General features: G+C 65.0%; 25 protein-coding genes. 13 read left to right on the forward strand and 12 right to left on the reverse strand.

Features of this window, described 5'->3' with window-relative positions; translation table 11 throughout:
• Positions 1 to 15: 15 nt before the first annotated feature.
• Positions 16 to 297, forward strand: a complete 282-nt coding sequence (locus V473_RS13255) for a helix-turn-helix domain-containing protein (protein ID WP_066605808.1) — start codon at positions 16 to 18, stop codon at positions 295 to 297.
• A gap of 327 nt (positions 298 to 624) precedes the next feature.
• On the forward strand, positions 625 to 2,493 hold the full coding sequence (locus V473_RS13260; RefSeq protein WP_066605811.1) for an ABC-F family ATP-binding cassette domain-containing protein: 1,869 nt from the start codon (positions 625 to 627) through the stop codon (positions 2,491 to 2,493).
• Here the strand turns inward: V473_RS13260 and V473_RS13265 are convergent.
• Entirely contained in the window at positions 2,490 to 5,405 is a 2,916-nt protein-coding gene (locus V473_RS13265; RefSeq protein ID WP_066605813.1) for a CHAT domain-containing tetratricopeptide repeat protein, read from the reverse strand. The two genes, V473_RS13260 and V473_RS13265, sit on opposite strands and share 4 nt — an antisense overlap.
• Positions 5,406 to 5,516: 111 nt before the next feature.
• On the reverse strand, positions 5,517 to 7,031 hold the full coding sequence (locus V473_RS13270) for a cysteine--tRNA ligase (RefSeq protein ID WP_066605816.1): 1,515 nt from the start codon (positions 7,029 to 7,031) through the stop codon (positions 5,517 to 5,519).
• A 425-nt stretch (positions 7,032 to 7,456) separates the two neighbouring features.
• Between V473_RS13270 and V473_RS13275 the strand changes: the two genes are divergently transcribed.
• Entirely contained in the window at positions 7,457 to 8,167 is a 711-nt protein-coding gene (locus tag V473_RS13275) for a Bax inhibitor-1/YccA family protein (protein WP_066605819.1), read from the forward strand.
• Between the two features lie 4 nt (positions 8,168 to 8,171).
• On the forward strand, positions 8,172 to 8,465 hold the full coding sequence (locus tag V473_RS13280) for a TFIIB-type zinc ribbon-containing protein (protein WP_066605822.1): 294 nt from the start codon (positions 8,172 to 8,174) through the stop codon (positions 8,463 to 8,465).
• A 311-nt stretch (positions 8,466 to 8,776) separates the two neighbouring features.
• Here the strand turns inward: V473_RS13280 and V473_RS24590 are convergent, their stop codons facing one another.
• A complete protein-coding gene (locus V473_RS24590) occupies positions 8,777 to 9,604 on the reverse strand; it encodes a cold-shock protein (protein WP_066605824.1) in 828 nt (275 codons plus the stop codon).
• Between the two features lie 281 nt (positions 9,605 to 9,885).
• On the opposite strand from V473_RS24590, the gene V473_RS13290 reads away from it, so the two are divergent.
• From V473_RS13290 to V473_RS13300, 3 genes are read left to right on the forward strand one after another with little or no spacing between them, the layout of a single operon-like run.
• Positions 9,886 to 10,503, forward strand: coding sequence for a ribonuclease D (locus V473_RS13290; RefSeq protein WP_066605827.1), 618 nt, complete (start codon positions 9,886 to 9,888; stop codon positions 10,501 to 10,503).
• Positions 10,504 to 10,524: 21 nt separating this feature from the next.
• Positions 10,525 to 11,172 (forward strand): LPS export ABC transporter periplasmic protein LptC, encoded by a 648-nt coding sequence (locus V473_RS13295; protein WP_066605830.1) that lies wholly within the window; start codon positions 10,525 to 10,527, stop codon positions 11,170 to 11,172.
• Positions 11,172 to 11,735, forward strand: a complete 564-nt coding sequence (locus tag V473_RS13300) for an LptA/OstA family protein (RefSeq protein ID WP_066605832.1) — start codon at positions 11,172 to 11,174, stop codon at positions 11,733 to 11,735. Before V473_RS13295 ends, V473_RS13300 begins: the two co-directional genes overlap by 1 nt.
• A gap of 30 nt (positions 11,736 to 11,765) precedes the next feature.
• Here V473_RS13300 and V473_RS13305 read toward each other — a convergent pair whose 3' ends face one another.
• From V473_RS13305 to V473_RS13315, 3 genes are all read right to left on the reverse strand, one after another.
• Complete coding sequence (locus V473_RS13305; protein WP_066605835.1) at positions 11,766 to 12,473, reverse strand: HAD family hydrolase; 708 nt, start codon at positions 12,471 to 12,473, stop codon at positions 11,766 to 11,768.
• A gap of 96 nt (positions 12,474 to 12,569) precedes the next feature.
• Positions 12,570 to 13,643 carry a DUF1176 domain-containing protein gene (locus V473_RS13310; RefSeq protein WP_066605837.1) on the reverse strand — a complete coding sequence of 358 codons (1,074 nt, stop codon included), beginning with the start codon at positions 13,641 to 13,643 and terminating at the stop codon, positions 12,570 to 12,572.
• A 67-nt stretch (positions 13,644 to 13,710) separates the two neighbouring features.
• Positions 13,711 to 15,033: a NupC/NupG family nucleoside CNT transporter gene (locus V473_RS13315; protein ID WP_066605839.1), complete on the reverse strand. Its 1,323-nt coding sequence runs from the start codon at positions 15,031 to 15,033 to the stop codon at positions 13,711 to 13,713.
• A gap of 174 nt (positions 15,034 to 15,207) precedes the next feature.
• Here V473_RS13315 and V473_RS13320 point away from each other — a divergent pair, with 174 nt between their 5' ends.
• From V473_RS13320 to V473_RS13330, 3 genes are read left to right on the forward strand one after another with little or no spacing between them, the layout of a single operon-like run.
• Entirely contained in the window at positions 15,208 to 16,107 is a 900-nt protein-coding gene (locus tag V473_RS13320) for an intradiol ring-cleavage dioxygenase (protein WP_066605842.1), read from the forward strand.
• A gap of 16 nt (positions 16,108 to 16,123) precedes the next feature.
• Complete coding sequence (locus tag V473_RS13325; RefSeq protein ID WP_066605845.1) at positions 16,124 to 16,891, forward strand: response regulator; 768 nt, start codon at positions 16,124 to 16,126, stop codon at positions 16,889 to 16,891.
• Positions 16,888 to 18,240, forward strand: coding sequence for an ATP-binding protein (locus V473_RS13330; RefSeq protein ID WP_066605849.1), 1,353 nt, complete (start codon positions 16,888 to 16,890; stop codon positions 18,238 to 18,240). Before V473_RS13325 ends, V473_RS13330 begins: the two co-directional genes overlap by 4 nt.
• 20 nt (positions 18,241 to 18,260) lie before the next feature.
• Here the strand turns inward: V473_RS13330 and V473_RS13335 are convergent, their stop codons facing one another.
• From V473_RS13335 to typA, 6 genes are all read right to left on the reverse strand, one after another.
• On the reverse strand, positions 18,261 to 18,734 hold the full coding sequence (locus tag V473_RS13335; RefSeq protein ID WP_066605852.1) for a MarR family transcriptional regulator: 474 nt from the start codon (positions 18,732 to 18,734) through the stop codon (positions 18,261 to 18,263).
• Positions 18,712 to 19,131, reverse strand: coding sequence for a hypothetical protein (locus V473_RS13340; RefSeq protein WP_066607378.1), 420 nt, complete (start codon positions 19,129 to 19,131; stop codon positions 18,712 to 18,714). Before V473_RS13340 ends, V473_RS13335 begins: the two co-directional genes overlap by 23 nt.
• A 61-nt stretch (positions 19,132 to 19,192) precedes the next feature.
• Positions 19,193 to 19,537: a hypothetical protein gene (locus V473_RS13345; protein WP_066605854.1), complete on the reverse strand. Its 345-nt coding sequence runs from the start codon at positions 19,535 to 19,537 to the stop codon at positions 19,193 to 19,195.
• Between the two features lie 70 nt (positions 19,538 to 19,607).
• Positions 19,608 to 20,099: a helix-turn-helix domain-containing protein gene (locus tag V473_RS13350; RefSeq protein WP_066605856.1), complete on the reverse strand. Its 492-nt coding sequence runs from the start codon at positions 20,097 to 20,099 to the stop codon at positions 19,608 to 19,610.
• A gap of 178 nt (positions 20,100 to 20,277) precedes the next feature.
• The gene (locus V473_RS24100) at positions 20,278 to 20,448 is read right to left on the reverse strand and encodes a hypothetical protein (RefSeq protein ID WP_165363575.1); all 171 of its coding nucleotides are present in this window, start codon (positions 20,446 to 20,448) and stop codon (positions 20,278 to 20,280) included.
• A 104-nt stretch (positions 20,449 to 20,552) separates the two neighbouring features.
• Entirely contained in the window at positions 20,553 to 22,373 is a 1,821-nt protein-coding gene (gene typA / locus V473_RS13355; RefSeq protein ID WP_066605859.1) for a translational GTPase TypA, read from the reverse strand.
• Positions 22,374 to 22,637: 264 nt separating this feature from the next.
• Between typA and V473_RS13360 the strand changes: the two genes are divergently transcribed.
• The 3 genes from V473_RS13360 (at position 22,638) to V473_RS13370 (ending at position 26,246) form a co-directional block, all read left to right on the forward strand.
• Positions 22,638 to 24,188 (forward strand): S10 family peptidase, encoded by a 1,551-nt coding sequence (locus V473_RS13360; RefSeq protein ID WP_066605864.1) that lies wholly within the window; start codon positions 22,638 to 22,640, stop codon positions 24,186 to 24,188.
• Between the two features lie 95 nt (positions 24,189 to 24,283).
• The gene (locus tag V473_RS13365; protein ID WP_066605867.1) at positions 24,284 to 25,501 is read left to right on the forward strand and encodes a toxic anion resistance protein; all 1,218 of its coding nucleotides are present in this window, start codon (positions 24,284 to 24,286) and stop codon (positions 25,499 to 25,501) included.
• Positions 25,502 to 25,535: 34 nt separating this feature from the next.
• Positions 25,536 to 26,246: a hypothetical protein gene (locus V473_RS13370; RefSeq protein WP_066605869.1), complete on the forward strand. Its 711-nt coding sequence runs from the start codon at positions 25,536 to 25,538 to the stop codon at positions 26,244 to 26,246.
• The last annotated feature ends 18 nt before the right edge of the window (positions 26,247 to 26,264 follow it).

The raw sequence follows: 26,264 nt of genomic DNA on the forward strand, positions 1-26,264 counted from the left end.
AAGAAGGAATAGGTGATGGAAGTCCAGACGTTCGACAGCGTCTTTGACGCGCTGGCCGATACCCCGGCGGAAGCGGCGAACATGAAGGCACGCTCGGAACTTCTGTCCGCGCTGCAAAGCCGTATTCGTGGCTGGGATATGCCGCAGGAAGCGGCAGCGATGCGGCTTGGCATCACCCGGCCCCGGCTCAACGATCTGCTGCGGGGCAAACTCGGCAAATTCTCGCTCGACGCGCTGGTGAATCTCGCCACCGCTTCGGGGCTGGCGCTGGAAATCCGGCTGTCGGAAGCAGCGTAAGGCGGCGTCCGATATTTTAGAACTGCGTGTTCCCGCCTGCGCGGGCACACGCATCCCCCTTCATCAACGCCCTGTCCTACACCCCGCCACCCATGCCATAATTCCCTCGGCTCTTTCCCACCGTCCGCCTCCCGCCCACCGCGCCACACCCCCGCGCGGCCCACCCCCATTTCGCAAAAATTCTCCTATTGCGAAATCGACGCCACCCGTCCGCCTCCACGTTTTTGCGTCAGCCACGACGGTGTGAACTTCGCAACGCCACGCCGCCTTGCAAAACGCCGCGACCACGGCTTTTCGACCCCGCGCACCCATGCTAAGGGCGCGCCCATGCTGAATCTCAACGCCATCACCGTGCGCCTTGGCGGCCGCGTCATTCTCGATCGTGCCGCCGCCGCCCTGCCGCCGCGCAGCCGCGTCGGCCTCATCGGCCGCAACGGCGCGGGCAAGTCCACGCTGATGAAGGTGATGATCGGCCAGCTCGATCCCGACGAAGGGTCGTGCGACATGCCCCGCGACACGCGCCTCGGCTATATCGCGCAGGAAGCCCCGTCCGGCACCGCGACCCCCTTCGACACCGTGCTCGAAGCCGACAAGGAACGCGCCGAACTGATGGCGGAGGCGGAGCATACGCAAGACCCCGATCGCCTGGGCCATATTTACGAGCGGCTGACGGCGATCGACGCCTATACCGCCCCCGCCCGCGCCGCCCGCATCCTGGTGGGCCTCGGCTTTGACGAGGAAATGCAGGGCCGCCCGCTCGACAGCTATTCGGGCGGCTGGAAGATGCGCGTGGCGCTCGCCTCGCTGCTCTTCTCCAACCCCGACCTGTTGCTGCTTGACGAACCGTCGAACCATCTCGACCTCGAAGCGACGCTCTGGCTGGAGAATTTCCTGAAAGCCTATCGCGGCACCGTGGTCGTCATCAGCCACGAACGCGACCTGCTCAACAATGTGGTCGACTATATCCTGCATCTGGAAGGGGGGAAGGTCACCCTCTATCCCGGTGGTTACGACGCCTTCGAACGGCAGCGCGCCGAACGGCTCGCCCAGCTCGAATCCGCCCGCGCCAAGCAGCAGGCGGAGCGCGAAAAGTTGCAGGACTATGTCGCCCGCAACTCGGCCCGCGCCTCGACCGCGAAACAGGCCCAGTCCCGCGCCAAGGCGCTGGCCCGGATGCAGCCCATCGCCGCGGCCAGCGAAGATCCGACGCTGCATTTCGGCTTTCCCAGCCCCGCCGAACTGCGGCCGCCGCTCATCACCATGGACATGGCCTCGGTCGGCTACACCGAAACGCCGATCCTCAAGCGTATCAACCTGCGCATCGATCCTGACGACCGCCTGGCGCTGCTCGGCCGCAACGGTAACGGCAAGACGACGCTGGCCCGCCTGATCGCCGCGCAACTCGCCCCGATGGAAGGGACGATGCAAAGCTCGCCCAAGATGAATGTCGGCTATTTCACCCAATATCAGGTGGAGGAACTGGACGTCACCGACACGCCGCTGGAACATATGACCCGCGTCATGAAGGGCGCGACGCCCGGCGCGGTCCGCGCCCAACTCGGCCGCTTCGGCTTTTCCGGCGAGCGCGCGGTGCAGAAGGTCGGCTCCATGTCCGGCGGCGAGCGCGCCCGTCTGGCCCTTGCGCTCATTACCCGCGATGCACCGCACATGCTGATCCTCGACGAACCGACCAACCATCTGGACGTCGACAGCCGCGAGGCGCTGGTGCAGGCTTTGAACGACTACAGCGGCGCGGTGGTGATCGTGTCGCACGACCGCCACATGATCGAACTGGTCGCCGATCGTCTGGTGCTGGTCGACAACGGCACCGCCCAGCCGTTCGACGGATCGCTCGATGACTATACCGACATCATCCTGCGCAAGGCGGACGGCAACAGCAGCAGCGGCGACGCCCCGAAGGTCGATCGCAAGGCGGACAAGAAGGCCGCCGCCGAATGGCGCGAAAAGCAGAAGGTGCTGAAAAACGCGGTCAACAAGGCGGAGCGCGAAATGACCACCCTGATCGCCGAGCGCAAGCGTATCGATACGGTCCTGTCCGACCCCAAGGCGGCGACCGGCGCGGAAGCGAAGATGACCACCAGCCAGCTGATGATGAAGCGGGCCGAGGTTGAAAAGAAGCTGGAGAGCGCCGAGGAAATCTGGATGGAGGCCGGCGCGGCGCTGGAAGCGGGTTAACGCCCCATCAGAATGAACGGCGCCCAGATATAGGGCTGGGCGGCGGCGGGCCGCTTCGATCCGATCAGCTTGAGCATCGCCCGCTGCAGCGCCACGGCGCGGGGCAGGCCACGCGCCGCGCCCTTCACCGTCTCCAATGTGACGAAGGCGCTGGCGTCGTCCCGCACCGGCCAGTGCGACACCAGCAGCGATCCCGCCCCGGCATAGCGAAACGCCTGCGCCAGCCCCGAATAGGCCGGGGCCTGCGCGTCGTTCCCCGCCGCGGTGTTGCACGCCGACAGGATGACCCAGTCCGCGCCGATCCGCATCGCCGCCACTTCCGACGCCGTCAGCAGCCCGTCGTCGCCGACCGCATCGGCGGCCGGGGGGGACAGTAGCAGCGCGGGCTCGGTCACGCCTTCCATCTCGCCGCTGACCAGCCCATGGGTCGCGAACAGGATCACGGCATAGCCGGACAGGTCACGGTCCCGCAGCGCAGCTTCGCTGGCGTCCCGTCCGATCAGCAAGGTGGTGCGATCCATGCCGAAGCGATGCGCTACGGCTTGCAATTCAGCCTGCGATCCGGGCAGCGGCGGCAATTGCGACAGCGCCCGCGCATCCGCGCCGCCAGTGCGGAAATAGGCGTTGGCGGCCAGCATCGCCCCGGCGCCGCGCGGCGCATCGGTCGTCTGGACGGCGCCAAAGGTCAGCGGCGCGCCAATGCCCAGAAAACGCTGGTTCCGCGCCGCCATCTGCTGTCGCCGATCTCTGGTCGCGGTAAATCCGGGCTGCACCTCGATTGCGAAGCGGCGGATCAGCCAGGGCGCATGGCGCGTCACCGCGGCCATCGGCCGCTGCGGCAGCATCCCGAAGGGTAGCGAGGCGAAGGCGCCGGTCGGCACGATGCGCAGCATCCGCGCCTTGCCCAGCGTGGCGAGGATGCCGGGGGTGAAGATCTGGCGATATAGCGTGTGTGCGCTGCCTTGGTCGAAACCGGCTGGACTAAGCGAACCGCGCAGCCGCCCCACCAACGCCACCAGCGCGGCGCGATCCATCTGCGCCCGCTCGATCCGCGTGCCCCCGGCGCTGACCGCGAGCAGATAGACTCCGTCGAAAGCGGGCATCACCGCCAGCAGCGCTTCGTCCTCACCCAGCCCGGCGCGCACAGTCTCCAGATCGGGCCGCTTGCCACCCTTCGCCTCCACCCAGCGTGGATAGTCGCGGGCGATGGCGGCGCGCTCGGCATCGACCGTTGCCGCCACGGCGGCGCGTTCGGTGCGGGCCGCCGCGACGCCGTGGTCGGTCGCCAAGGCCTTGAGCAGGCGGCTGTCGGCGGCCTGAAGCGTCTTGGTACGGTCTTGCAGGCGGCGCACCCGCGCAGCCAGCGCCGGATCGGCGACCAGCCGCTGGGCGACCAGCCGGTTGGCCTGGGCGATGCGCGATCCGGCCAGGATCGCCATCGCGTCCAGCGCCAGCGCGGCGTCCTGCGCCTGCGTCGCCACCGCCAGGATCGTGTCGAGCGCGGCCCGCTGCTCCTCTGTCAGTTCGGCGTCGTCATGGACACTGGCATCGTCGCGCAGCAGGCCGGCAAGGCGTCGCGCCGTCTCGCCGAGCGCCGCCTGGTCAGATCCGGTCCAGGCGGACAGCATCGCCGCCTGCGCCAAGGGAATTGCAGGCGCATTGTCGAGCTGGCGCGTTTCAGCCGCAAAGGCGGCAGCAGCGGCGCGGGCCTCTTCGCCATGTCCGGCGGCGATCAAAGCCGGGATGAGATAGGGATAGACCCGCTGGCCGATATCCCGGTCCTTGTCCGATCCGGCGCGCACCCGCGCCAATGCAGCGTTGAACCGCTCGACACTCTGGTCGCGCCGCCCCTCTGCCAGCGTTGCGGATGCGGCGAAGGCGAGGGCGCGAGCCGATTGCGGGCTATTTTCCCCTTCGATCCCACGAAAGCCGCGTTCCGCCTCCATGAACAGGGTTTCAGCGTCGGCATAGCGTTCCAGCGGCAACAGCACGGTGCCGAGATTTTGCAGGCCGAACTGGAAATAGAGGCTGCCGGCGCCGACCGTGTCGCGCTTGATGGCGATGGCGCGCTGCAGATAATCGAGGCTCTCGTTGCGCCGTCCGGTGCGCGACAGCAGCAGACCCAGCGCTTCGAGTGCGCGAGCGTAGCTGGGATGTTTGCGGTCGACATGATCGGTGGCGATGTCGACCGCCATGCGCGCATATTTTTCCGCCTCCACATCGCGGTCGGCGCGCTGAAGCATCTGCGCATAGCTGTAATAAGAACCGATCGTGTCGGGGCTGTTGGGGCCGGCCGCCGCGATCCGCGCCTCCATGCTGGCTTTTTGCGCGTCCACCGCCTCGTCATTGCGGCCAAGCCGGGTCAGCGCCTGGGCGTGGGAGAAGGCGATGTTCGATCGCAGCATATGCGTCGACGGGTCGAGTTTGTCGGACGGCGTGCGAGCAATATAGCCGTCCATATAGCGGCTGGCCTGCGCCAATATCTCCGCTGCGCCGGTCACGTCGCCCAGCGCCGCCTGGACATAGCCCTTGATCGACAGGCCCTGCATCCAGGCCACGGAATAGGCGTCGGCGAAGGGCGCGAGCAGCGCCAGGCCTGCATTGGCATGGGCCAGCGCGTCGGGATTCTTGCCGTCGATCTGGTCCATGGAGGATAGGTTGATCAAGGCGACCCCGGCGAGCGGGTGGGGCTTGCCCGCGACCTTTGTCTTCATTGCGGCGCTATGCAGTCGGGTCCAGGCGTCGCGGGTCTTTTGCGACATGGACAGCGCATAATCGTCGCTGTCGAACAGAGCAGTCGCCTGCCGTTCAAGCAAATAGAGCCGGGCATGGCGCAGGTCGGTGGGCGAAAAAGCCCCCGTCGGGGCGGCCGCGGACGCCGCATGGGTCGGCAGGGCCAGCGCCAGAATCATGGCCGCACACCGCGTGGAAAGCTGCACGACACCACCCCGCTTTTGACTCGATCCGCCTGTCTCTTGGGTCGGCGGAAAGCAGCCGTCAAGGCCGATGCCGGTGCTTGACCGTCAGCCCAGCGTCAGCCGCCAGTCCCAACGCAGCGGATCGCCGTCCATCACCTCGACCCCGCGGGCGATCAGGGCGTCGCGAATCTCGTCCGACAGGGCGAAGTCCTTTTCGGCGCGGGCGACGGTGCGGCGCTCCAGTTCGGCCTCGATCGCCTCCGGCGCGATCTGCGCATCCTTGGGCTGGAGGCGCAGGTCCGCACGGCTGAGCGTCAGCAGGTTCAGGCCCAGCGCCTGATCGAAGGCGGCGATCAGGCAGAGCTTTTCGTCCACCGGCACCTTCTTGATGCCGATCGCCTCTTCCAGCAGCGGAAGGGCGCGCGGCGTCATCAGGTCGTCGGTTATCGCCGCGTCGAACTGTTCGAGCAGCGGCGTCAGCTTGGGATGGAGGTTGGCGCGCAGATAGTCGAGACGCGGGGATTGCCAGGTCACGCCCTCGGCGCGGGCCTTCAGGCCCTCGACCCCCATGATCAGTCGCTTGAGCCGGGTCAGCGCGGCGGCCAGATTGTCGGCGCTGAATTCCAGTTCGGACCGGTAATGGGCACCCAGGCACAACAGGCGGTAGGCGATGGGATGCACGCCCGCGTCGATGAGGCTGAAGAGGGTAGTGAAGCCGCCCTTCGACTTTGACATTTTGCCTTGGCGGTCGACCAGGAAGTTGTTGTGCATCCACCAGCGCGCGCCGGTGAAGCCGGCCGCCGCCACACCGGGATCGCCGCAGCAGACATGGAAAGCCTGGTTCTGGGCGATTTCATTGGGATGGTGGATTTCGCGATGGTCGATGCCGCCGGTGTGGATGTCGAACGGCTGACCCAGCCGGGTCTGCGACATGACGGAACATTCCAGATGCCAACCCGGCGCGCCCTTGCCCCAGGGGCTGTCCCATTCCATCTGGCGCTGCTCGCCGGGCGGAGACTTGCGCCAGATCGCGAAGTCGGATGGGTTGCGCTTGCCCGCGACGGGATCGATCCGGGCGTGCGCCGCATCGTCGCGGCCGCCGGCCAGCGCGCCATAATCGGGCACGCTGCTGCTGTCGAAATAAAGGCCGCTGTCCAGTTCATAGCAATGTGTCGGCGCGATCTTTTCGGCAAAGGCGATCATCTGCGGCACATAGTCGGTCGCGACCGTCCATTCGCTGGGCGACAGGATGTTAAGGTCGGCGATGTTCTGCTTGAAGGCCTGCGTATAATGGGCGGCGATATCCCAGATGCTCTTGGCCGATGCGCGCGCGGCCGCCTCCATCTTGTCGTCGCCTGCATCGGCGTCACTGGTCAAATGGCCGACATCGGTGATGTTGATGATGTGGGTGACGGCCAGCCCTTTCCACAACAGCGTCCGGCGCAGCGTGTCGGTGAAGACATAGGCGCGCAGATTGCCGATATGGGCGTAATTATAGACCGTCGGGCCGCAGCTATAGACGCGTGCATGATGATCCTCGATCGGCGCGAATGGCTCGATCGTGCGGATCAGACTGTTGAACAGGCGTAGCGGCGCGGGGATATGCTGGTCGTCGGACATGGGGATACGCCATGTCGCGAAGCGTCGTGAGGGTCAATCCTTCCTTGCCATCCCCATGAGGTCATTATGTTACTTAGCTAAGTAACGACAATGGGTGAAGCAATACAAATGTCCAACTTGCTGTCTCTTTCGCGCAGGGCCGCCCCCGTCCATGACCTGCTGTCCATGACGTGCGCGACATCGTCAGATTGTAATAAAATGTTGCAGGCGGGCTCATCCCTTGCGGCCGGGCATTGAGCATCCGATATTGTCGATGCGGGCCGGGCCCCTCTGGCGACATGGATTTCCCCCTTATCCCTGTCGCGATGTCGGACCGCATCGGGTGTGCCCGGTGCTGGTTTTGCGGTAATTTGCCCCCTCTCGTTGCCGCAGGAGACTGCACCGGGCCACTCGAACCACATTGGATGATGGAGTGAGTGTTTCCCATGAATAATCCCGTTCGCATGTCGGGCTATGGCGCCAGCCAGACGGCGCAGACCGACGCCGGCCTGCGCGCACACATGCTGGGCGTCTTCCGCAATATGGGTCTTGGCCTGGTCATCACCGGCCTGGTCGCGGCGCTGGTCGGCAATATGCCGACGCTGGCCGCCGCCATTTACGGCACGCCGCTCAAATGGGTGGCGATTTTCGCGCCGCTGGCCTTCGTGTTCTTCTTCAGCTTTCGCATCGACAGGATGACGACCGCGACCGCGCGCATGACTTTCTGGGCGTTCGCGGCGGTGATGGGCGTGTCGCTGGGCAGCGTGTTCCTGGTCTTCACCGGCGGCAGCATCGCCCAGGCCTTCTTCTCGGCCGCGGTCATGTTCCTCGCCATGTCCCTGTGGGGCTATACAACCCAGCGCGACCTGACGAAGATGGGCAGCTTCCTCATGATGGGCCTGATCGGCATCATCGTCGCCAGCCTGATCAACATCTTCCTGGGGTCTTCGGCGATGCAGATGGTCATCTCGATCATCGGCGTGGTGGTCTTCACCGGCCTGACCGCCTGGGACGTGCAGCGCATCAAGTCGGACTATTTCGTCTATGCCGGGCATGAAGTGGCGCAGAAGATGCAGGTCATGGGCGCGCTGTCGCTGTACCTGAACTTCGTCAACCTGTTCCAGATGCTGCTCAGCCTGACCGGCGAGCGGGAATAAGCGGATGCGGGATCAGGCTGCCGTATCGGCCATGCTCTGCCCGGTCTGTCATGTCGGATTGGCGATGACGGATCGGCAGGGGGTGGAGATCGATTATTGCTCGCAATGCCGGGGCGTCTGGCTGGACCGGGGCGAGTTGGACAAGATCATCGAGCGGTCGGGGCAGGCAAGCGCCCCGTCGCCGCCGTCCGCGCCCTTTGGGCAGGCCAGCTATCGTCCCGATCGCGATTATCGGGATGATGATCGGGGCTACCCGAAAAAGCGAAAGAAAAGCTTTTTGGAAGAGTTGTTCGATTAAAAGAAGGCCGGTCCGTTGAGGGCCGGCCTTTTCTGCAATGGGCGTGCAAAAGAAGAGAGACCTCTTAAATTCACGGAACAAGCGCAACATCTGCGAGAGAATGTTTCGTTAAATATAATGGAAGTCGCGCGCTCTATTTTTTCATATCCTTTTAGGCGAAGGCGCGGGCCTTATTTTTCTGCGCGATGCGCTATCTGCTCGGATTGCATCGACCACGCAACGTGCACCTAGCGCCCTAAAAAAAGGGGCCGCCCTTGCAGGCGACCCCTTCCCTATCCTCTCCCCTGTAACAGGGATGATCCGTCAGCGCCTTAGTCGGCCTTAGACTGGAGATTCACCGCGGCGTATTTGCCGCGACGATCGACTTCCAGTTCGAAGTCGAGCCGGTCGCCCTCATTCAGGGCAGCCATGCCGGCGCGTTCGACGGCGCTGATGTGCACGAAGGCGTCGGGCTGGCCGTCATCACGCTGAATGAAGCCGAAGCCCTTCATCGCGTTGAAGAACTTCACGGTGCCGCTGGAGCGCTCGCCGGTCAACTGACGCTGCGGGCCGCCACGGTCCGGCGCGCCACCGAAACCACCGGCGCGGGGTTCACGCGCTTCACGCGGCGGACCGCGATCGGTGACGGGGAGCGGTTCGCCGTCGATCACCAGATCGGTCGCCGACACCTTGCCGCCACGATCGACCAGGGTGAAGCCGAGCGGCTGTCCTTCGGCCAGACCGGTCAGGCCGGCCTGCTCGACGGCGCTGATGTGCACGAACACGTCTTCGCCGCCATCGTCACGAACGATGAAGCCGAAGCCCTTTTGTCCGTTGAAGAATTTTACAACGCCCTTGCCTTCGCCGACGACCTGGGCGGGCATGCCGCGACCACCGCCGCCGCCGCCGCCGAAACCACCGCCGCCGCCGAAGCCGCCGCCACTGCGACCACCGCCAAAGCCGCCGCCGCGATCACCGCCGCCGAAACCTCCACGATCGCCACCGAAGCCGCCGCCACCGCCGCCGAAGCGATCACCACCGCCGAAACCGCCGCCGAAGCCACCGCCGCCGCGGCCGCCCTGATCGTAGAAATTGTCGTCGCCGAAACCGTCGCGCTTGTCCTTGCCGCGCCCGCCGCGGCGACCTCTATCAAAACTCATGCCCTGTTAGTCACTTTCGCTTCGCCCCAAGACCAATCGGACAAACACATGTCGGGCGAATGACATGCAGAATCCACCGCAGACGCGGGTTTGGGAATCACTATATCAACTTTTCAGACCAGCGCGAATGATTTTCACTGTTGCGGTCCTGTTCCGTTCCAATTGGCCAAAATGACCTCCAACGACCACCATTCGCCGAGCGAATACGGCCTTTTGTCGCGAAGATCCGGCCCGGCAAAGCCTTGATTGCGGTCGGCTCTGTTTCGCCATAAGGGAAGAGCATGACCGTCCATTTCCATGAAGAAGATCTGCCCGCTGGCGTGCTCGCCCCCGGCCCGATCGCCATCGACACCGAAACCATGGGGCTGATCACCCCGCGCGACCGCCTGTGCGTGGTCCAGATCAGCGATGGCAAGGGCGACGAGCATCTCGTCCGCTTCAAGCCCGGCAGCAATTACGCCGCGCCCAACCTGCGCGCCGTGCTGGCCGATCCTGAGCGGCTGAAACTCTATCATTTCGGCCGGTTCGATCTGGCAGCGATCAAATATTATATGGGCGTGGTCGCCGCGCCCGTCTATTGCACCAAGATCGCTTCGCGCCTGATCCGCACCTATACCGACCGCCATGGCCTGAAGGAACTGGTCCGCGAACTGCTGGGCCAGGACATCAGCAAGCAGCAGCAGTCGAGCGACTGGGGCGGCCCCGTCCTGTCCGACGCGCAGAAGGATTATGCCGCCTCGGACGTGCGCTACCTCCATGCGCTGAAAGCCGAACTGGACAAGCGCCTGATCCGCGAAGGACGGATGGAACTGGCCCAGGCCTGTTTCGACTTCCTGCCCCATCGCGCCGAACTCGACCTGGCCGGATGGCCGGAAATCGACATCTTCTCACATATGTGACGCAGGCTGAAAGGTCCAACCATGTCCGTCCAGGCCGATCAGCAACGCGATGTCCGCCGCCTATGGGCGCAGCCGGGCGGTAGTCACGACCGGCTGGTCGCGCTGCTCAAAAACTGGCTGCCGGTCGCGGTCGGCGTGCTGGCCGCGCTGCTGGCGACCGCGCCCTTCACCGGCGGCGACAAGGTCAGCTTCGTGCTCGACAAGAACAAGGTCGAGGTGGCTAAGGACCGGATGCGGCTGACCGAGGCGCTCTATCGCGGCGAGGACAGCAAGGGCCAGCCCTTCTCGCTGCGCGCTGGCTCTGCGGTGCAAAAAAGCTCGCGCGAACCGATCGTGGACCTCAACAGCATGTCGGCGCGCATCCTGCTGTCGGACGGCCCCGCCGTCCTGACCGCGCAGAAGGGGCGATATGACATGGATACCGAGCGGGTCGGCATCGAAGGGCCGGTGCAGTTCGAGGCTGCAGGCGGATATCGCCTGACCACCCGCGACGTCGGCATCGACCTCAAGACCCGGCGGATGCGCAGCGCGGGCCGCGTGGACGGGCGCATCCCGATCGGCACCTTCAGTGGCGACCATCTGGAAGCGGACATGGGCGCGCGCACGGTGACATTGAATGGCCGGGCAAGCTTGCGTATCGAACAAAATGGCCTCAAAGGGCGAAACTGATGACACGCACCCTGATCCTGCTCTCGACCGGCTTGGTGGGCGCCGCCGCGATGATGTTCGCCGGCGCGAGCGCCCCTTCCTTCGCGCAGGTGTTCAGAAATCATGACAGCAATGCGCCCGTCAATTTCAACGCCGATCGGATCGAGGTGCAGGACCGCGCCGATCGCGTCGTGGTATCGGGTAATGTCGTGGTGACGCAGGCCGGCATGACGCTGAACGCCGCGCGCATGACGGTCGCCTATAGCAAGCAGCCGAGCGGCGGATCCAATGGCGTGGACATCGACCGGATCGACGCATCGGGCAACGTCGTGGTGACCAAGGCGGATCAGACTGCGCGCGGCAACGTGGCCATTTACGACCTCAACAGCAAACTCATCACCATGTTGGGCAATGTCACGCTGACGCAGGGGTCGAACCGCCTGAGCGGCGGGCGTCTGGTCATGGACCTCAACAGCGGCCGATCGACTGTCGACGGTCGATCGTCGGGCGGCGTGCCCGGCGCCGCGACCAGCCCCAGCGGGCGCGTGTCGGGCACATTCACGGTGCCCCAACGCAAGAATTGACGGGCTAGAGGGGCTTGTCGCCCCATCATCCTATTGCGTCGCCAGCAACAGGTCGCGCAGGTCGGTGAGGCTGGGCAATATCTGCGCGCAGGCGAGGACCAGTTCCTCGGTCGGGGGCAGCAGGTCGGGCACCATCACCGTCGCGATGCCCGCCGCCATGGCGGAGCGGACGCCAACATGGCTGTCCTCGACCGCAACGCAGTCCGCCGGATCGATCCGCAGCAGACGCGCCGCCAGCAGATAGGGTTCCGCGTGCGGCTTAGGCTGGTCGACATCGCTGCGCGTCACCACCACGTCAAAATAATGGAGCAGGCCGCTCTTCTCCAGCCGTTGCTGCGCATAGGGTGCGGCGGTCGACGTGGCGAGCGCCATCGGGACGCCCGCCTGCGCCGGATGATCGAGCAGCAGGCGCGCGCCGGGGCGCAGCAGGATGCCGGCGTCAACAGCGGCCTCGAACAGCGCGTCGCTGTCGGCGTAGAAGCGAGCGAGCGGAAAGTCCGGCCCCAGATGCGCCGCCAACATCCGCTGATTTTCGTCGCGGTGGATGCCGACCATCGACAGCAACAGGTCATCCGCCATCGGCCAGCCGATCGCTTCGCCCGTTTCGGCAAAGGCGCGCCGATGCGCCGCCTCGGTATCGAGCAGGGTGCCGTCCATATCGAAGATCACCGCGCGGACCGGGTTCGGCAGGGTGGATGCGGCAGTCGCGGCGGTGGATTGGAGTAACGCTTGGATCATGGCGCCAATATGGCCGCCTATCGTTCCAATTCCATTGCAAAGCGCGGCGCGGCGGTTGCGTGGGATGGCCGCCGCAAGCTGCGCTTTGCCGTGAAACTATTCCGTCACCTGCGCCGACCATGTCCTGATCCAGTGCCAGGCGCCGCGGCATTCGCCCATGCTGGTGGCTTCGATCAGGCGGAAGCGGGCGCCGTCCCAGACATAGGCTTCGCTGCCGCCGCAATCGCCGATGCCGCGCCCCTTGGCGAAGCTGTCGAGCCGCAGCTTGTCGGCGGTCCAGCCGACATTGACCAGCATTGGCCGGGCCTCCTCCTCGCTCCAGCCTGGTTTATAGTCGAAGCTGGCGAGGCGGAAAGCGCGCCGGCCGGCGATGCCGGTGGCGATGACCGGGACCGAGGTGAAATTATAGGCGCCGCTGCCGCAGGGGACGAGGATCAGCGTTTCGGTGCGCGACAGGCGATAGAGTTGCGGCGGCTCCGCGCCCTTCATCTCGTCGGTGCAGCGGGTGAATTTGCCGAGCGCGGTCAGTTCCTCCCGCCACAGCGCGGCGGGTGCGGTCGCACCGGGCAAGGGTGCGCGCTTGATGATCGGTGCGGCAGGCGCAGCGCGCACGGCGAGCGGGCCGAGCGGGCCGGTGACGACCAGTGCGGTGCTGGTCCCGGCCCTCCCCTGCCGCGCATCCATATAGCGCAGGGCCGCGCCGGACCCGGCCAGCGACGGCTTGCCGATCGCGCGATTGCCCATGCGCAGTTCCAGCACGTTGCCGCGCGCCATGGCGATGGCCAGCGCGGCGGCCTGCGGCCCTCTTATGGTAGCGTCGCCGTCGCGACTCATGGCGCTGGCGATCCGGCGCCCATCGACATGAAAGCTGATCTCGCCGCCGCTATTGGTGTCGCGGCTGACCCAGACTTCGGTGGCGGCATCAGGCCCGGCGTCGCGGACCACCCCGACCATCACCGGACTGTCCGGCCAATCCGCACCCTCGGCTAGCAGGGACACGGTTTCGCATCGGTTGCGATTGTCGCAGCCGATGGTCCAGTCCTTGTAGGTTTCCAACACGCCGGGCTTGGGCGCCAGCATCCTGGCCTGCGTTGCAGGCCCCTGCGCGGACCCGACGCCCGACCAGCCTAGGGCCGCCAGAGCGACCATGAAAAAATCTTTTGCCCCCATGGGTTAACCATAACCGATTTGCAGGGACGATGGTAGCGTTTCCGTTACGGAGCCGACCTGATCGACATTACAGGCTAAGCATCAGGCCCGCCAGCGCCGCGCTCATCAGATTGGCGAGGCTGCCGGCGACCAGCGCCTTCAACCCCAGCTTCGCGATCATCGGCCGCTGGTTGGGGGCGAGGTTGCCGGTCACCGCCATCTGGATCGCGATCGAACTGAAATTGGCGAAACCGCACAGCGCGAAGGTGATGATGGCGATGGTCGCGGGCGACAGCGCGCCCTGCACCTGGCCCAGATTGATATAGGCGACAAATTCGTTGAGCACGACTTTGGTCCCGAACAGGCCGCCCGCCACCTGCGCTTCGGCCCAGGGGATGTTGAGCAGATACATGACCGGCTGGAACACATAGCCCAGCAGCATCTGGAAGCTGAGGGTCGGATAGCCGAACCACGCCCCGATGCCGCCCAATATGCCGTTGGCCAGCGCCACCAGCGCGACAAAGGCCAGCACCATGGCGCCGACCGCGACGGCGAGTTTGACACCTGTCTGCGCACCCTGCGCCGCGGCCATAATCAGGTTGGCGGGCTTTTCCTCATCATGGCTGGCCTGCGGCATGGGTTCGCCCGGCGTGCCTTCTGGCAGCAAGGCGGCGGGGCCGGCGCCGCTGATCCGGGTTTCGGGCAGCAGCAGGTCGGGATGGTCGCCCAGCGGCAATTCGCCCTGCACCGGCGCGCGCGGGTCGGGCATCATGATCTTGGCCATCAACAGGCCGCCGGGAGCCGCCATGAAGCTGGCCGCGAGCAGATAGTCGATCTTGATCCCCATCGAGGCATAGGCGGCCAATATGGTGCCCGCCACGCCCGCCATGCCGCTGGTCATCACCGCGAACAGTTGCGGCGGGGTGAGGCCGGCCAGATAGGGACGGATGACGAGCGGGCTTTCGCTCTGCCCGACGAAGATGTTGGCGGCCGCGCACAGGCTTTCCACCTTCGACACGCCCGTCACCCATTCGATCGCGCCGCCGACCCAGCGGACGATGAACTGCATGATCCCCAGATAATAGAGGATCGACACCAGGCTGGCGAAGAAGATGATGACCGGCAGCGCGGCGATGGCGAAGCTGGCCCCGCCGATTTCAGGCTTGGCCAGCGGGCCGAAGATGAAGTCCGTCCCCGCCTGCGCATAGCTGAGCAAATTGGCCACGCCCCTGGACATGCCGCCAATGATGGCGCGCCCCGCCGGGACATAGAGGACCAGAATGGCGATCCCCGCCTGCAGCAGGAACGCTGCGCCGACGACGCGCGGACGGATGGCGCGACGATCCGACGAAAGAGCGAAAGCGATGGCGAGGATCAGGAGAATGCCGGCTAGGCCGATGAGAAGATGCATGAAGCGCTTTCGCGTGGGAAGGACAAACCTGCGCGACTATATGGGCCATGTCGCGGGGTGGCCAGAGCGTTTGATGGCTACAAAGCCGCTACATTGGGCAATCGGCCGGAGACATGCCGCCATTAGGGACGATTCCGAGGGTCTTTGAGCAACAAGACAAGAGGGATAGGGTAGATGGCTGGACATGACGACGCGCACGACCATGGGTTGATGCACGACCTGGAACAGATGCGCGCGCTGGCGCGAGAGAGCATCGGGCGGCGGCGCACCTTGCGGCTGCTGTTTTCCGCGAGCGGCGCGGCGCTGATCGGCGCCTGTGGCGGCGGATCGGGATCGTCGAGCGGATCGACCTCGACGCCCACCCCCACGCCTACGCCCACACCAACCCCGACGCCGACACCCACCCCGACACCCACCGGCACCTGCATCGCCGATCCGACCGAAACCAACGGTCCCTATCCGGCCGACGGGTCCAACAGCAGCAACGGCAGCGTGGTCAATGTGCTGGACGACACGGGCATCGTGCGCACCGACATCCGGTCGAGCTTCGGATCGTCGAGCGGCACCGCGGCGGGTATCACCATGACACTGACCATCACGGTCGTGAACGTCAACAGCAGCTGCGCCGCGCTGGAAGGCTATGCCGTCTATATCTGGCACTGCACCCGCGACGGGCTCTATTCGCTCTACACCGTGCCGGGCGAAAATTATCTGCGCGGCGTGGGCGTGACCGACGCCAACGGGCAGGTAACCTTCACCAGCATCTTCCCCGGCTGCTATTCCGGCCGCTACCCGCATATCCATTTCGAGGTCTATCCGAGCCTGGCGCGCGCCACCAGCTACGCCAATCGCGTGCTGACGTCGCAATTCGCCATGCCGGCCGACGCCTGCACCACGGTCTACGCCACCAGCGGCTATACCAGCAGCACGAGCAATTTCGCCAGCATATCGACCAGCAGCGACAATGTGTTCGGCGACAATACGTCGGCGCAGGTGACGGCGATGACGCCGACGATGACCGGCGACATCACCAACGGCTATACCGGCGCGGTGACGGTCGGCCTGGCGATTTGATCGGATCAGCGTGCAGATGACTTTGCAGGAGGCGCATTCCGCCGATATGCTGGCGCCCATGGATGGTTCGCGCATATTGGTGGTAGACGACGATGCGGACATCCGCACGCTGCTGTCGGATTTTCTGAAGCAGCATGGCTTTGCCGTGACCGCGGTGGCCGACGGTGCCGCCATGGATCATGTGCTGGCGGCGCAGGATTTCGATATCGCGGTGCTCGACGTGATGATGCCGGGCGAGGACGGGCTGTCGATCCTGCGGCGGCTGTCCGCGCGCGGCGGCCTGCCGGTCATCATGTTGTCGGCGATCGGCAGCGACATCGACCGGATCGTCGGGTTGGAAATGGGGGCGGAGGATTATCTCCCCAAGCCGTGCAACCCACGCGAGTTGCTCGCCCGCGTCCGGACCGTGCTGCGCCGCCATCGGCGACAGGTGGCGGAGACGGCCGAACCGAGCGGCCGGAAGCTGCGCTTCGCCGGCTGGCATGTGGATATGACCGGGCGGCTGCTGACCGATCCCGACAATGTCGTCGTCACCCTGACCGATGGCGAGTTCCGGCTACTGCGCGCCTTCATCGACCATCCCCGCCGGGTGCTGAGCCGCGACCAGTTGCTCGATTATTCGGCGGGCAATGACAGCGAGAGCTATGACCGGGCGATCGACGTGCAGGTCAGCCGGCTGCGGCGCAAGCTGGAGCGTAGCGCGCGGACCGAGGGTGCGGACGAACTGGTCCGCACCATCCGCAACGAAGGCTATATGTTCACCGCCGAGGTCCGTCCGGCGTGAACCCGCGCCTGGGCCGCCTGAACCCGTCGATCCTGACCCGCATCGTCGCGCTGGTCGCCGCGACCCTGCTGCTGGCGCTGGGGGCGATGATGCTGGTCGCCTTTCGCGGGCCGCCGCCGCACAGCCGCCCGATGATGCTGGGCGAGGCCGCCGCCTTGTTGCAGGGCGCCGCCGCCCCGGCGGGCAGTTGGACGGTGGCGCGCTATCGGTCCGATCCCGCCCCACTGGCCGAACCGGGACAGATGGAGGACCGGCGCGCTGCGGCGCAAGTCGCTACGCTGCTGGGCGCGCGCCCGGCTGACGTCCGCCTGGTGCGTGAATTACCGCCGATGCGGATGGCCGATCCCGATCGGAAGGCTTGGCCCGTGCCCGGTTCCGGGCCAAGCTTCGGCCCGGACGGGACGATGCTGCACCGCGCCTTCCTGTTGGCGCGGCGCACGGCCGACGGCTGGCAGGTGGTTCAGGCGCGGCAGGGGGCCAATGGGCGCTGGTACGCCATCACCCTGTCGCTGATGGCGGGCATTTTCATCCTGCTTCTGCTGCCGGCCTATTGGGTGGCGCGGCGCATTACCCAACCGATCCGGCGACTGGCCGACGGCGCGGCGACCGAACGGCCCGAACGCGCCGACCCCCTGCCGCTGACCGGCCCGCCGGAGGTGCGCGCGGTGGGCGCGGCCTATAATCATATGCGCGCGCGGATCGCCGATTATCTGAACGAGCGCACGGCGATGCTGGTCGCGATCGCGCACGATCTGCGCACGCCCATGACCCGCCTGTCCTTCCGGCTGGAGGCGCTGCCCGACGGGCCGCGCGCCAAAGCGCAGGCGGATGTGCAGGAAATGCGCGCGATGGTTACCGACCTGCTGGATTTCATGCGTGGTCAGGGCGAGGGCGCGGCGCAGGTGCGGGTCGACCTGTCGGCCATAGTCGAGACGCTGGCCGACGATCTGGCCGATATGGGGCAGGATGTGGCGGTGACGCACAGCAGCCGCGCGGTGGTGCGCGGCGACGCGGTGGCGCTGCGGCGCTGCATCGCCAATCTGGTCGAAAATGCGGTGCGCTATGGCGGATCGGCGCGGATCGCGATGACCGTGACGAACGGGCGCGTCACGGTGGCGGTCGAGGATGACGGGCCGGGCGTGCCGGACGCGGCGATCGAGCGGCTGTGCGAGCCCTTTTATCGCGGCGAGGCGTCCCGCAACCGGGAAACGGGCGGCGTAGGCCTGGGCCTGTCCATCGCCCGGCGGATCGCGGACGGCCATGGCGGCACCCTGGCCTTCGCCAACCGCGCCGGGGCCAGCAACCCCAGCGGTTTGCGGGCCAGCATCACTCTGCCGCTGGACCGCTGAAACCCCGGAGAGATCGCCGATCAGTCGCCGCTTTCGAAGGCGAGCGAGACCCAGGACGCCATGGCGTCCACCGCCAATGGCGACAGGCGGATCGCGCGGCGACGCCGGCTGCTGGGCGAACTGCGATGTTCAGCCAGCAGGCCGCGCCGTTCCATCACACCGACCTGACCGACGACGACGCTGAGCGACAGGCGCAGCGTTTCGCTCATCTGCTCCAGCGTCAGCCCGCCGCCTTCCAGTTCCGCCTGATAAAGCAGCAGCAATATGTCCCAGGCCGGATCGGCGAACAGGTCATGCCCAAACAGCATCGACCGCATCCGCCGCGCTTCGACATAGCGAGCCAGCGCGGGGCGTTGGTCGCTCCCCTCGCCGTCCAGTATCGCGGGCTCTTCCTGCCGCGCGTGAAAATTGGTCAGGCATCGTTGCAGCGCGACCACCAGGTCGACCGCTTCCTGGCTGGGCATGTGGCGGTCAGGCGGGATATGCACGGTCATGCGACGCCTTCCGGTCGAGTTCGATGCCGATGATGGCGAACAGCATCAGCGGGATCACCCAGACCGTGCTGAGGCCCGCATAGATCATGTCCGGGAAATCGGGGCGCAACAGGGTGACAACATGGGTCAGCACCGTCATCAATTGGCAGGCAGCGACCCAGATCGGCCAATAGCGGTTGCTGCCCAGCATCAGCCATAGCAGCGCCGCAAAGGTCGCCACATCCACGATCAGAAGCCAATATTGAGTGGCGTGCCATGACCCGGCGAGTTGCGCAGGGATGCTGAGCAGCGCGGCCGTGACCGAAATCACGACCAGCAGTCGCCCTTCGCGCCCGCCGAAACAGACGGCGAAGGCGCAGGTCATCAGCATCAAGAGCCAGAAGAAAGCCGCCAGCATCTGCATTTCCGATTGAGAGGGAGGGCAATGGTCATGCGGATGCCGACGGCTTTCGCCCCGATCAGGCGACCAGGGTCAGGTGACGCGCGGTTTCGCGCTGTTCGAGCTCCAGGCCGATGGGGCAGCCAAAGGCCGTCACTTCGTGCTGGCTGCGTTCGATGCAGCGGGTCAGCAGCGCGGTGGCGCGGACCATGTCGCTGCGGCCTTCGATGATCTTGGTCGCGCTGTCGTGGATCTGCTTGAGGATGCGCTGGCTCTCGCTGGCGGTCAGCCCCGATCCCTGCGACGCGGTGAGGAAGGCGGTGGTCAACTGCGCGGCATCGACCAGCGCATTATCCAGCGCGGCAAAAGCCTGGCGGGTCTGATCGGCGACGGCCTGGGTCTTGATGGAATCGAGGTTGAGCACAAGTCATCTCCTTCGCACGACACCCTTTTCACAGAGCGGTACGTCTTTCAGCATGGCGATTTGGGACAGATCAGCCCAGGACCGTAAAGGCCCCGCGAATGAGCAGCAGCAAAGCGACGACACCGACTCCGGTCAGCACAGCGGCCCGGATCATCGCCAATATGCGGCCATCGATACTCAGTTCATTGGTCGATCCCCCTAGCGGCGGGCCGAAGGCGAGGATGCGGCGCAGAAGCGTTTTGTGCTTCGTCTGCTCATCCAGCCTGTCCGGCTGAGCAAGGGATGACCCAGGTTCGGGATCGGAGGCAAGCCGCTCCGATTGATATATCAGGGGCTGATATGTGTCACTTTGGGGCGATAGTTGCTCAACCGAAATAAACAGGCGAGCGGCTTCCTTGCGCGAAGGCACGCCGAACTTGCGCAGGCTGGTGCGCACGCGCTGATCAACCGTATGCTCCGACACATGCAGTTGGCGCGCGATTTCCTTGGAATTGAAGCCCTGCGCCACCAGACGCAGACACTGCTTTTCCCCCTCGCTCAAGGCCGGAAGGGTTTCCGCCACTTCATCATTCCTCCTGCGTGAGCCGCCTGCCGGTTCAACGAACGACCGGACGGGAAGGCTCAGCCACCCACATCATCATTCACCATTTAAGGTTGCGATTCGGTTTGCACCGACCCCAAAGTGACACGATAGGACGCGAAGACGCAATGCGGATGGACGGTGACGGTCCGTCGCCGACTCAGGCGCCCGGTTTCGCGCCGCCCTGCTTGGCCTTATGCGCCGCGAGCAGCGCGTCGATTTCGACGATGCGCTGGCGCTGTGCCGTGTCCTTGGCCAGTCCTTTCAGGCGACATTCGGCCCAGAGAGCCCGGCGCTCTGATGTCAGCGCCTTGAGATAGAGGTCGGCCATATGCAGACTCCTGTAAATTGATTGGGGGGCGGTGCGTTGCCGCCCGCCCCCTCCGCCGGGCCTTCGGCCCGCCACCTCCCCGTGCCGGGAAGGAACTGGATGACTTACGCCGCCTTCGAACGGCTCATGCGCTTGCGCTCGTTCGGATCGAGGTAGCGCTTGCGCAGACGGATGGTCTTGGGCGTCACTTCGACCAGTTCATCATCGTCGATATAGGCGATCGCCTGCTCCAGCGTCAGCTTCCAGGGCGGGGTCAGGCGGACGGCGTCGTCCTTGCCCGATGCGCGGAAGTTGGTGAGCGCCTTGCTCTTCATCGGGTTGACTTCCAGATCGTCCGGCTTGGCGTTCTGGCCGATGATCATGCCTTCATAGAGCGCTTCGCCCACGCCGACCATCAGGATGCCGCGTTCTTCGAGCGGACCCAGCGCATAGGCATTGGCTTCGCCCGCGCCGTTGGAGATGAGGACGCCATTCTTGCGGCCTTCGATATTGCCCTTGTGCGGGCCGTACTTCTCGAACAGGCGGTTCATGATGCCGGTGCCGCGCGTGTCGGACAGGAATTCGCCATGATAGCCGATCAGGCCGCGCGAGGGCGCGGAGAAGGTGATGCGGGTCTTGCCGCCGCCCGAAGGACGCATGTCGGTCATCTCCGCCTTGCGGATGTTCATCTTCTCGACGACCGTGCCGGAAAATTCATCGTCCACGTCGATCATGACGGTTTCATACGGCTCGGTCTTGCCGCCATTCTCGTCCTCGCCGAACAGCACGCGCGGGCGGCTGATGGAGAGTTCAAAGCCTTCGCGGCGCATGGTTTCGATCAGCACGCCCAACTGGAGTTCACCGCGGCCGGCGACTTCGAAACTGTCCTTGTCGGCGCTTTCGGTCACCTTCACGGCGACGTTCGATTCAGCTTCGCGGGCCAGACGATCGCGGATCATGCGGCTCGTCACCTTCGTGCCTTCGCGGCCGGCCATGGGCGAATCGTTCACGGCAAAGCGCATCGACAGCGTCGGCGGATCGATCGGCTGGGCCTGGATCGGTTCGGTCACCGACGTGTCGGCGATCGTGTTGGCGACGGTCGCGACGGCCAGGCCCGCGAGCGAGATGATGTCGCCCGCCTTGGCTTCTTCGACAGGCACGCGGTCCAGGCCATGAAAGGCCATGATCTTGGATGCACGGCCGGTTTCGATCACCTTGCCGTCCATGTCGAGCGCATGGATCGCCTGGTTCACCTTCACCGAACCGCTGGTCACGCGGCCGGTCAGGATGCGACCCAGGAAATTGTCACGGTCAAGCAACGTCACCAGGAAGGTGAAGGGCACGCCTTCGACTTCCACGGCGGGCGCGGGAACGTGATCGACGATCTTCTGGAACAGCGGCTTGAGCGTGCCCGCGCGCAGCGTGGGATCTTCATTCGCATAGCCGTTGCGGCCCGATGCGTAGAGGACGGGGAAGTCGAGTTGCTCGTCGGTCGCGTCGAGCGACACGAACAGGTCGAACACTTCGTCCAGCACTTCCTGGATACGCTCGTCGGGACGGTCGACTTTATTGACGACTACGATGGGCTTGAGGCCCAGCGCCAGCGCCTTGCCGGTCACGAACTTCGTCTGCGGCATCGCGCCTTCCGACGAATCGACCAGCAGGACGACGCCGTCGACCATCGAGAGGATACGCTCGACTTCACCGCCGAAGTCGGCGTGGCCGGGCGTATCGACGATGTTGATGCGGGTGCCCTCCCACTCGACCGAGGTGGGCTTCGCCAGGATGGTGATGCCGCGCTCTTTTTCAAGGTCGTTGCTGTCCATCGCGCGCTCTTCGACGCGCTGATTGTCGCGAAAGGTGCCGGACTGGCGGAAAAGCTGATCGACGAGGGTGGTTTTGCCGTGATCGACGTGCGCGATGATCGCGATATTACGCAGGGACATGTCTTGCCTTCGGGATATGGGTTCGTCCACGCCGACACAAGGTCACGCAGAGGCTTCGGGCGCGCCCCTACAGGAAATGACGCGATGCGGCAAGGGCGGCCGGAACATCGGTCGGTAGACAAGGATAGCACGCGACCGAAGCGGCGGTGAACGCCGCTTGCCCTGCTTTACATCAGTGCAATATCCCCTTGCCCCTCGCGCCGACATTCCTATGGTGCCGCGCGTCGCCAATAATATAGCCTGTCGCCAAGGAGCTTACCCCTCATGCGGTCTGCCGCCACCGTCGCTTTCGCTTCGCTCATTGCTCTCGCCTCTCCCGCCTTCGCGCAGAAGGATGCGCCCGACGCCGCGAAGCAACATGCCGACAAGGTCGCCGAAGATGTCGCAGCCAACTGGGCCAGCGCCCCGGTCGAAGAAGTGACGCAGAGCAGCAAGGGTACGGCGCGCGTCGATGGGAAGGCCATCCCCTATACCCAGACCGCCGGCACGCTCACCATCCGCGATGACAAGGGCAAGCCGGTCGCGAGCATGTTCTACACCGCCTATACGGCGACGGGTAAGAACCGCCCCGTCACCTTCCTCTATAATGGCGGCCCCGGCTCCTCCTCGCTGTGGCTGCGCATGGGCAGCTTCGCACCCGAACATGTGCGCACCGGCAATCCCGAAGCGGTGAAACCCGCGCCGTTCGACGTCGGCCCGAACAATGACAGTCTGATCGGCAGCACCGACATGGTGTTTTTGGACACGATCGGTTCGGGCTATTCGCGCATCCTGGGCGACGCCAAGCCGTCCGACTTCTACAGCGTCGATGGCGATGTGGACGCCTTCGCCAAGGCGATCATCCGCTACACGACCAAGAATGGCCGCTGGGCGTCGCCCAAATATATTTTCGGCGAAAGCTATGGCACGACCCGGTCCGGGGCGCTCGCCTATCAACTGGAGGATCGTGGCCTGGCGCTGAACGGCGTCGTGCTGCTGTCGTCGATCATGAATTATGGCGTGCGCCAGTCGGGCTTCGACACGATCCATATCGGCTATATCCCCAGCTATGCCGCGACCGCCTGGTATCATAACCGCGTGCCGGGCGGCCGTCCCGAAAGCCTGGAGGCGTTCGTCGAGGAATCGCGCGTCTTCGCCAACGGCCCCTATGCTACCGCGCTGCTCAAAGGGTCCGACATCACCCCTCAGGAAACCGACGCGATCGCCCAGCAACTCAGCCGCTTCACCGGCCTGTCGGTCGATTATCTCAAGCGCGCCAATCTGCGCGTCAGCCTCAGCCGCTTCCGCAAGGAATTGCTGCGCGACGGGCATGAGACGATCGGCCGCTTCGACAGCCGCTACAAGGGGATCGACGCCGACGCGGCGGGCGAGGAACCGGAATTTGATCCGTCCAGCACCGGCATTACCGGCCTTTATGTCGGCAGTTTCCTGGATCAGGTGACGCGCCAGATCGGCTATAAGACCGACCTCAACTATCGCCTGAGCGCGCGCGAAGGCGGCGACTTCAAATGGGACTGGAGCCATACGCCCCCCGAAGGCGGCAAGCAGAATGTCGCGGACGTGACCGCCGACCTTTCCGCCGCGATGCGCACCAACCCGCATCTGCGCGTGCTGTCCCTGAACGGCTGGTACGATATGGCGACGCCCTTCTTCTCGACCGAGCGCGATTTGAAGCACATGATGCTGGAGCCGGCGCTGCGCCAGAACCTCCAGTTCAAATATTATCCGGCTGGCCATATGGTCTATCTGAACCCGGAGGCGCTGCACCAGATGCGGCTCGACATGGAGCGCTATTACGCGCAAGGCGCGCGCTGATTGCATCGGGCGCGGGACCGGGCCATATTCGCCATTGAACCGCCACTGTTATAGTCACATATGACAGCTGGTTCGCAATGCCGTTGGGAGACGATATGGCCACGACCGCGCCCACCACGACCGTTACCGCTGACGCGCTCAACCTGACCCCGCCCGATCCGGTGCCGGTGGTCGCGCCCGAAAAGGCGTCCGGCCTCGTACCTATCGAGGATGAGAAAAAGTCGAAGCTGGACGAGAAGGTCGACGCCTTCGTTGCGGACCTCGTTGCGCAGGACGCCAATTCGCCCGAATTCGGCGCGCGGGTCGACCAGTTGACCAATATGGGCCGCAAGGAAATCGCCGAGGCCGCGGGCCATTCCAACCGCTTCCTCGATCGCCCCGTGCGCGCCATGGACAGCGATACGAAGGTCGGCGCGGACCTGGCCGAACTGCGCCGCACGGTAGAGGATCTCGATCCGGGCAAGCGCGGCAATCTGCTGGCGCCCAAGAAGCTGTTCGGGATCATTCCGTTCGGCAACAAGATGCGCGACTATTTCGACGGCTACAAGAGCGCGCAGGGCCATATCAATTCGATCCTGGGGTCGCTGGCCAGCGGTAAGGATGTCCTCATCAAGGACAATGCCGCGATCGACGTGGAACGCCAGAATATGTGGCAGACCATGGGCCGGTTGGAGCAGATGATCCATATCAGCAAGACGATGGATGCGCGGCTGGAAGCCAAGGCGCTGGAACTGGATTCGACCGACCCGACCAAGGCCAAGGCGATCCGCGAAAGTGCGCTCTTCTATATCCGCCAGCGCACGCAGGATCTGCTGACGCAGATGGCGGTGACGGTGCAGGGCTATCTGGCGCTGGATCTGGTCAAGAAGAATAATGTCGAACTGGTCAAGGGCGTCGATCGCGCCAGCACCACGACCGTCGCGGCGCTGCGCACGGCGGTGACGGTGGCGCAGGCGCTGGCCGGGCAAAGGCTGGTGCTGGAACAGATCAGCGCGCTCAACACCACGACCGCCAACATGATCGATCGCACCGGCGAATTGCTGAAAAGCCAGACCGCGCAGATCCACGAACAGGCCGCCAGCAGCACGATCCCGATCGAGACGCTCCAGCGCGCCTTCCAGAATATCTACGACACGATGGACAATATCGACGCTTTCAAGCTGAAGGCGCTGGAAAATATGAAGACGACGGTGAACACCCTGTCGGGCGAAGTGGAAAAGTCCAAGGGCTATATCGCCCGCGCCGAAGGACAGGCGCAGGCCGCCAAGGAAGTGCGCGCCGACAATCCGTTGCTGAGCGCGATCGAGGGGTGAAAGACATGCTCCCCCTCTTCCCGGAGAGAAGCTTGTGAGCCGATCCGACCGCGTACTGGCCGATGCCGAGGCCGTGCTCCGCCGCCATAGCGATCGCGGGCAGAGCCTGTCCAGGCGCGCGCGGCAGCGGCGCAATGCCGGGCTGATGCGCAAGGTCAAATATGCCTTCTGGGCGGTGCTGGCGATCCTGCTGGCCAGCGCGGTGGCCGGGTTCATGCTGCCGCTGGGCACCACCGGCGTCATGATCGCGCTGGGCGTGATGATTGCTGCGCTGCTGCTGATCGCGCTTATGCCGACGAAAAGCCGGGTGAAGACGGAGGCGCTGGCCGCGACCGAACTGACCGCCCTGCCGCTCAAGACCGAAATCTGGCTGGAAAACCAGCGCAAGGCCCTGCCCTCCCCCGCCATCACCCTGGTCGACAGCATCGGCGTGAAGCTGGAGATATTGGCGCCGCAACTGGAGCGGTTGAACGATCAGGAACCGGCCGCGCAGGAGATTCGCCGCCTGCTGGCCGATCATCTGCCCGAACTGGTCACTGGCTATCAATCTATCCCCCAGCCGCTGCGGCGTGAAGAGCGGAACGGTCGCGTGCCGGAAAAGCAACTGGTCGACGGGCTATCCGTGATCGACGCCGAAATCGGCCGGATGAGCGAGACATTGGCCAGCGGCGATCTCGACAAGTTGGCGACGCAGAACCGTTTTCTTGAACTCAAATATCAGGAAGCCAAGGAATTGGGGCAATAGCTCCCTCTTGTCCCTGAC

The sequence above is a fragment of the Sphingobium cupriresistens LL01 genome (assembly GCF_001046645.1).
GTDB classification, from domain to species: Bacteria; Pseudomonadota; Alphaproteobacteria; order Sphingomonadales; family Sphingomonadaceae; genus Sphingobium; species Sphingobium cupriresistens.

Coding starts and splice junctions, on each gene's coding strand:
- V473_RS13255 (WP_066605808.1), top strand. CDS start 16: ATGGAAGTCCAGACGTTCGACAGCGTCTTTGACGCGCTGGCCGATACC.
- V473_RS13260 (WP_066605811.1), top strand. CDS start 625: ATGCTGAATCTCAACGCCATCACCGTGCGCCTTGGCGGCCGCGTCATT.
- V473_RS13265 (WP_066605813.1), bottom strand. CDS start 5,405: ATGATTCTGGCGCTGGCCCTGCCGACCCATGCGGCGTCCGCGGCCGCC.
- V473_RS13270 (WP_066605816.1), bottom strand. CDS start 7,031: ATGTCCGACGACCAGCATATCCCCGCGCCGCTACGCCTGTTCAACAGT.
- V473_RS13275 (WP_066605819.1), top strand. CDS start 7,457: ATGAATAATCCCGTTCGCATGTCGGGCTATGGCGCCAGCCAGACGGCG.
- V473_RS13280 (WP_066605822.1), top strand. CDS start 8,172: ATGCGGGATCAGGCTGCCGTATCGGCCATGCTCTGCCCGGTCTGTCAT.
- V473_RS24590 (WP_066605824.1), bottom strand. CDS start 9,604: ATGAGTTTTGATAGAGGTCGCCGCGGCGGGCGCGGCAAGGACAAGCGC.
- V473_RS13290 (WP_066605827.1), top strand. CDS start 9,886: ATGACCGTCCATTTCCATGAAGAAGATCTGCCCGCTGGCGTGCTCGCC.
- V473_RS13295 (WP_066605830.1), top strand. CDS start 10,525: ATGTCCGTCCAGGCCGATCAGCAACGCGATGTCCGCCGCCTATGGGCG.
- V473_RS13300 (WP_066605832.1), top strand. CDS start 11,172: ATGACACGCACCCTGATCCTGCTCTCGACCGGCTTGGTGGGCGCCGCC.
- V473_RS13305 (WP_066605835.1), bottom strand. CDS start 12,473: ATGATCCAAGCGTTACTCCAATCCACCGCCGCGACTGCCGCATCCACC.
- V473_RS13310 (WP_066605837.1), bottom strand. CDS start 13,643: ATGGGGGCAAAAGATTTTTTCATGGTCGCTCTGGCGGCCCTAGGCTGG.
- V473_RS13315 (WP_066605839.1), bottom strand. CDS start 15,033: ATGCATCTTCTCATCGGCCTAGCCGGCATTCTCCTGATCCTCGCCATC.
- V473_RS13320 (WP_066605842.1), top strand. CDS start 15,208: ATGGCTGGACATGACGACGCGCACGACCATGGGTTGATGCACGACCTG.
- V473_RS13325 (WP_066605845.1), top strand. CDS start 16,124: ATGACTTTGCAGGAGGCGCATTCCGCCGATATGCTGGCGCCCATGGAT.
- V473_RS13335 (WP_066605852.1), bottom strand. CDS start 18,734: ATGACCGTGCATATCCCGCCTGACCGCCACATGCCCAGCCAGGAAGCG.
- V473_RS13340 (WP_066607378.1), bottom strand. CDS start 19,131: ATGCTGGCGGCTTTCTTCTGGCTCTTGATGCTGATGACCTGCGCCTTC.
- V473_RS24100 (WP_165363575.1), bottom strand. CDS start 20,448: ATGGCCGACCTCTATCTCAAGGCGCTGACATCAGAGCGCCGGGCTCTC.
- typA (WP_066605859.1), bottom strand. CDS start 22,373: ATGTCCCTGCGTAATATCGCGATCATCGCGCACGTCGATCACGGCAAA.
- V473_RS13360 (WP_066605864.1), top strand. CDS start 22,638: ATGCGGTCTGCCGCCACCGTCGCTTTCGCTTCGCTCATTGCTCTCGCC.
- V473_RS13365 (WP_066605867.1), top strand. CDS start 24,284: ATGGCCACGACCGCGCCCACCACGACCGTTACCGCTGACGCGCTCAAC.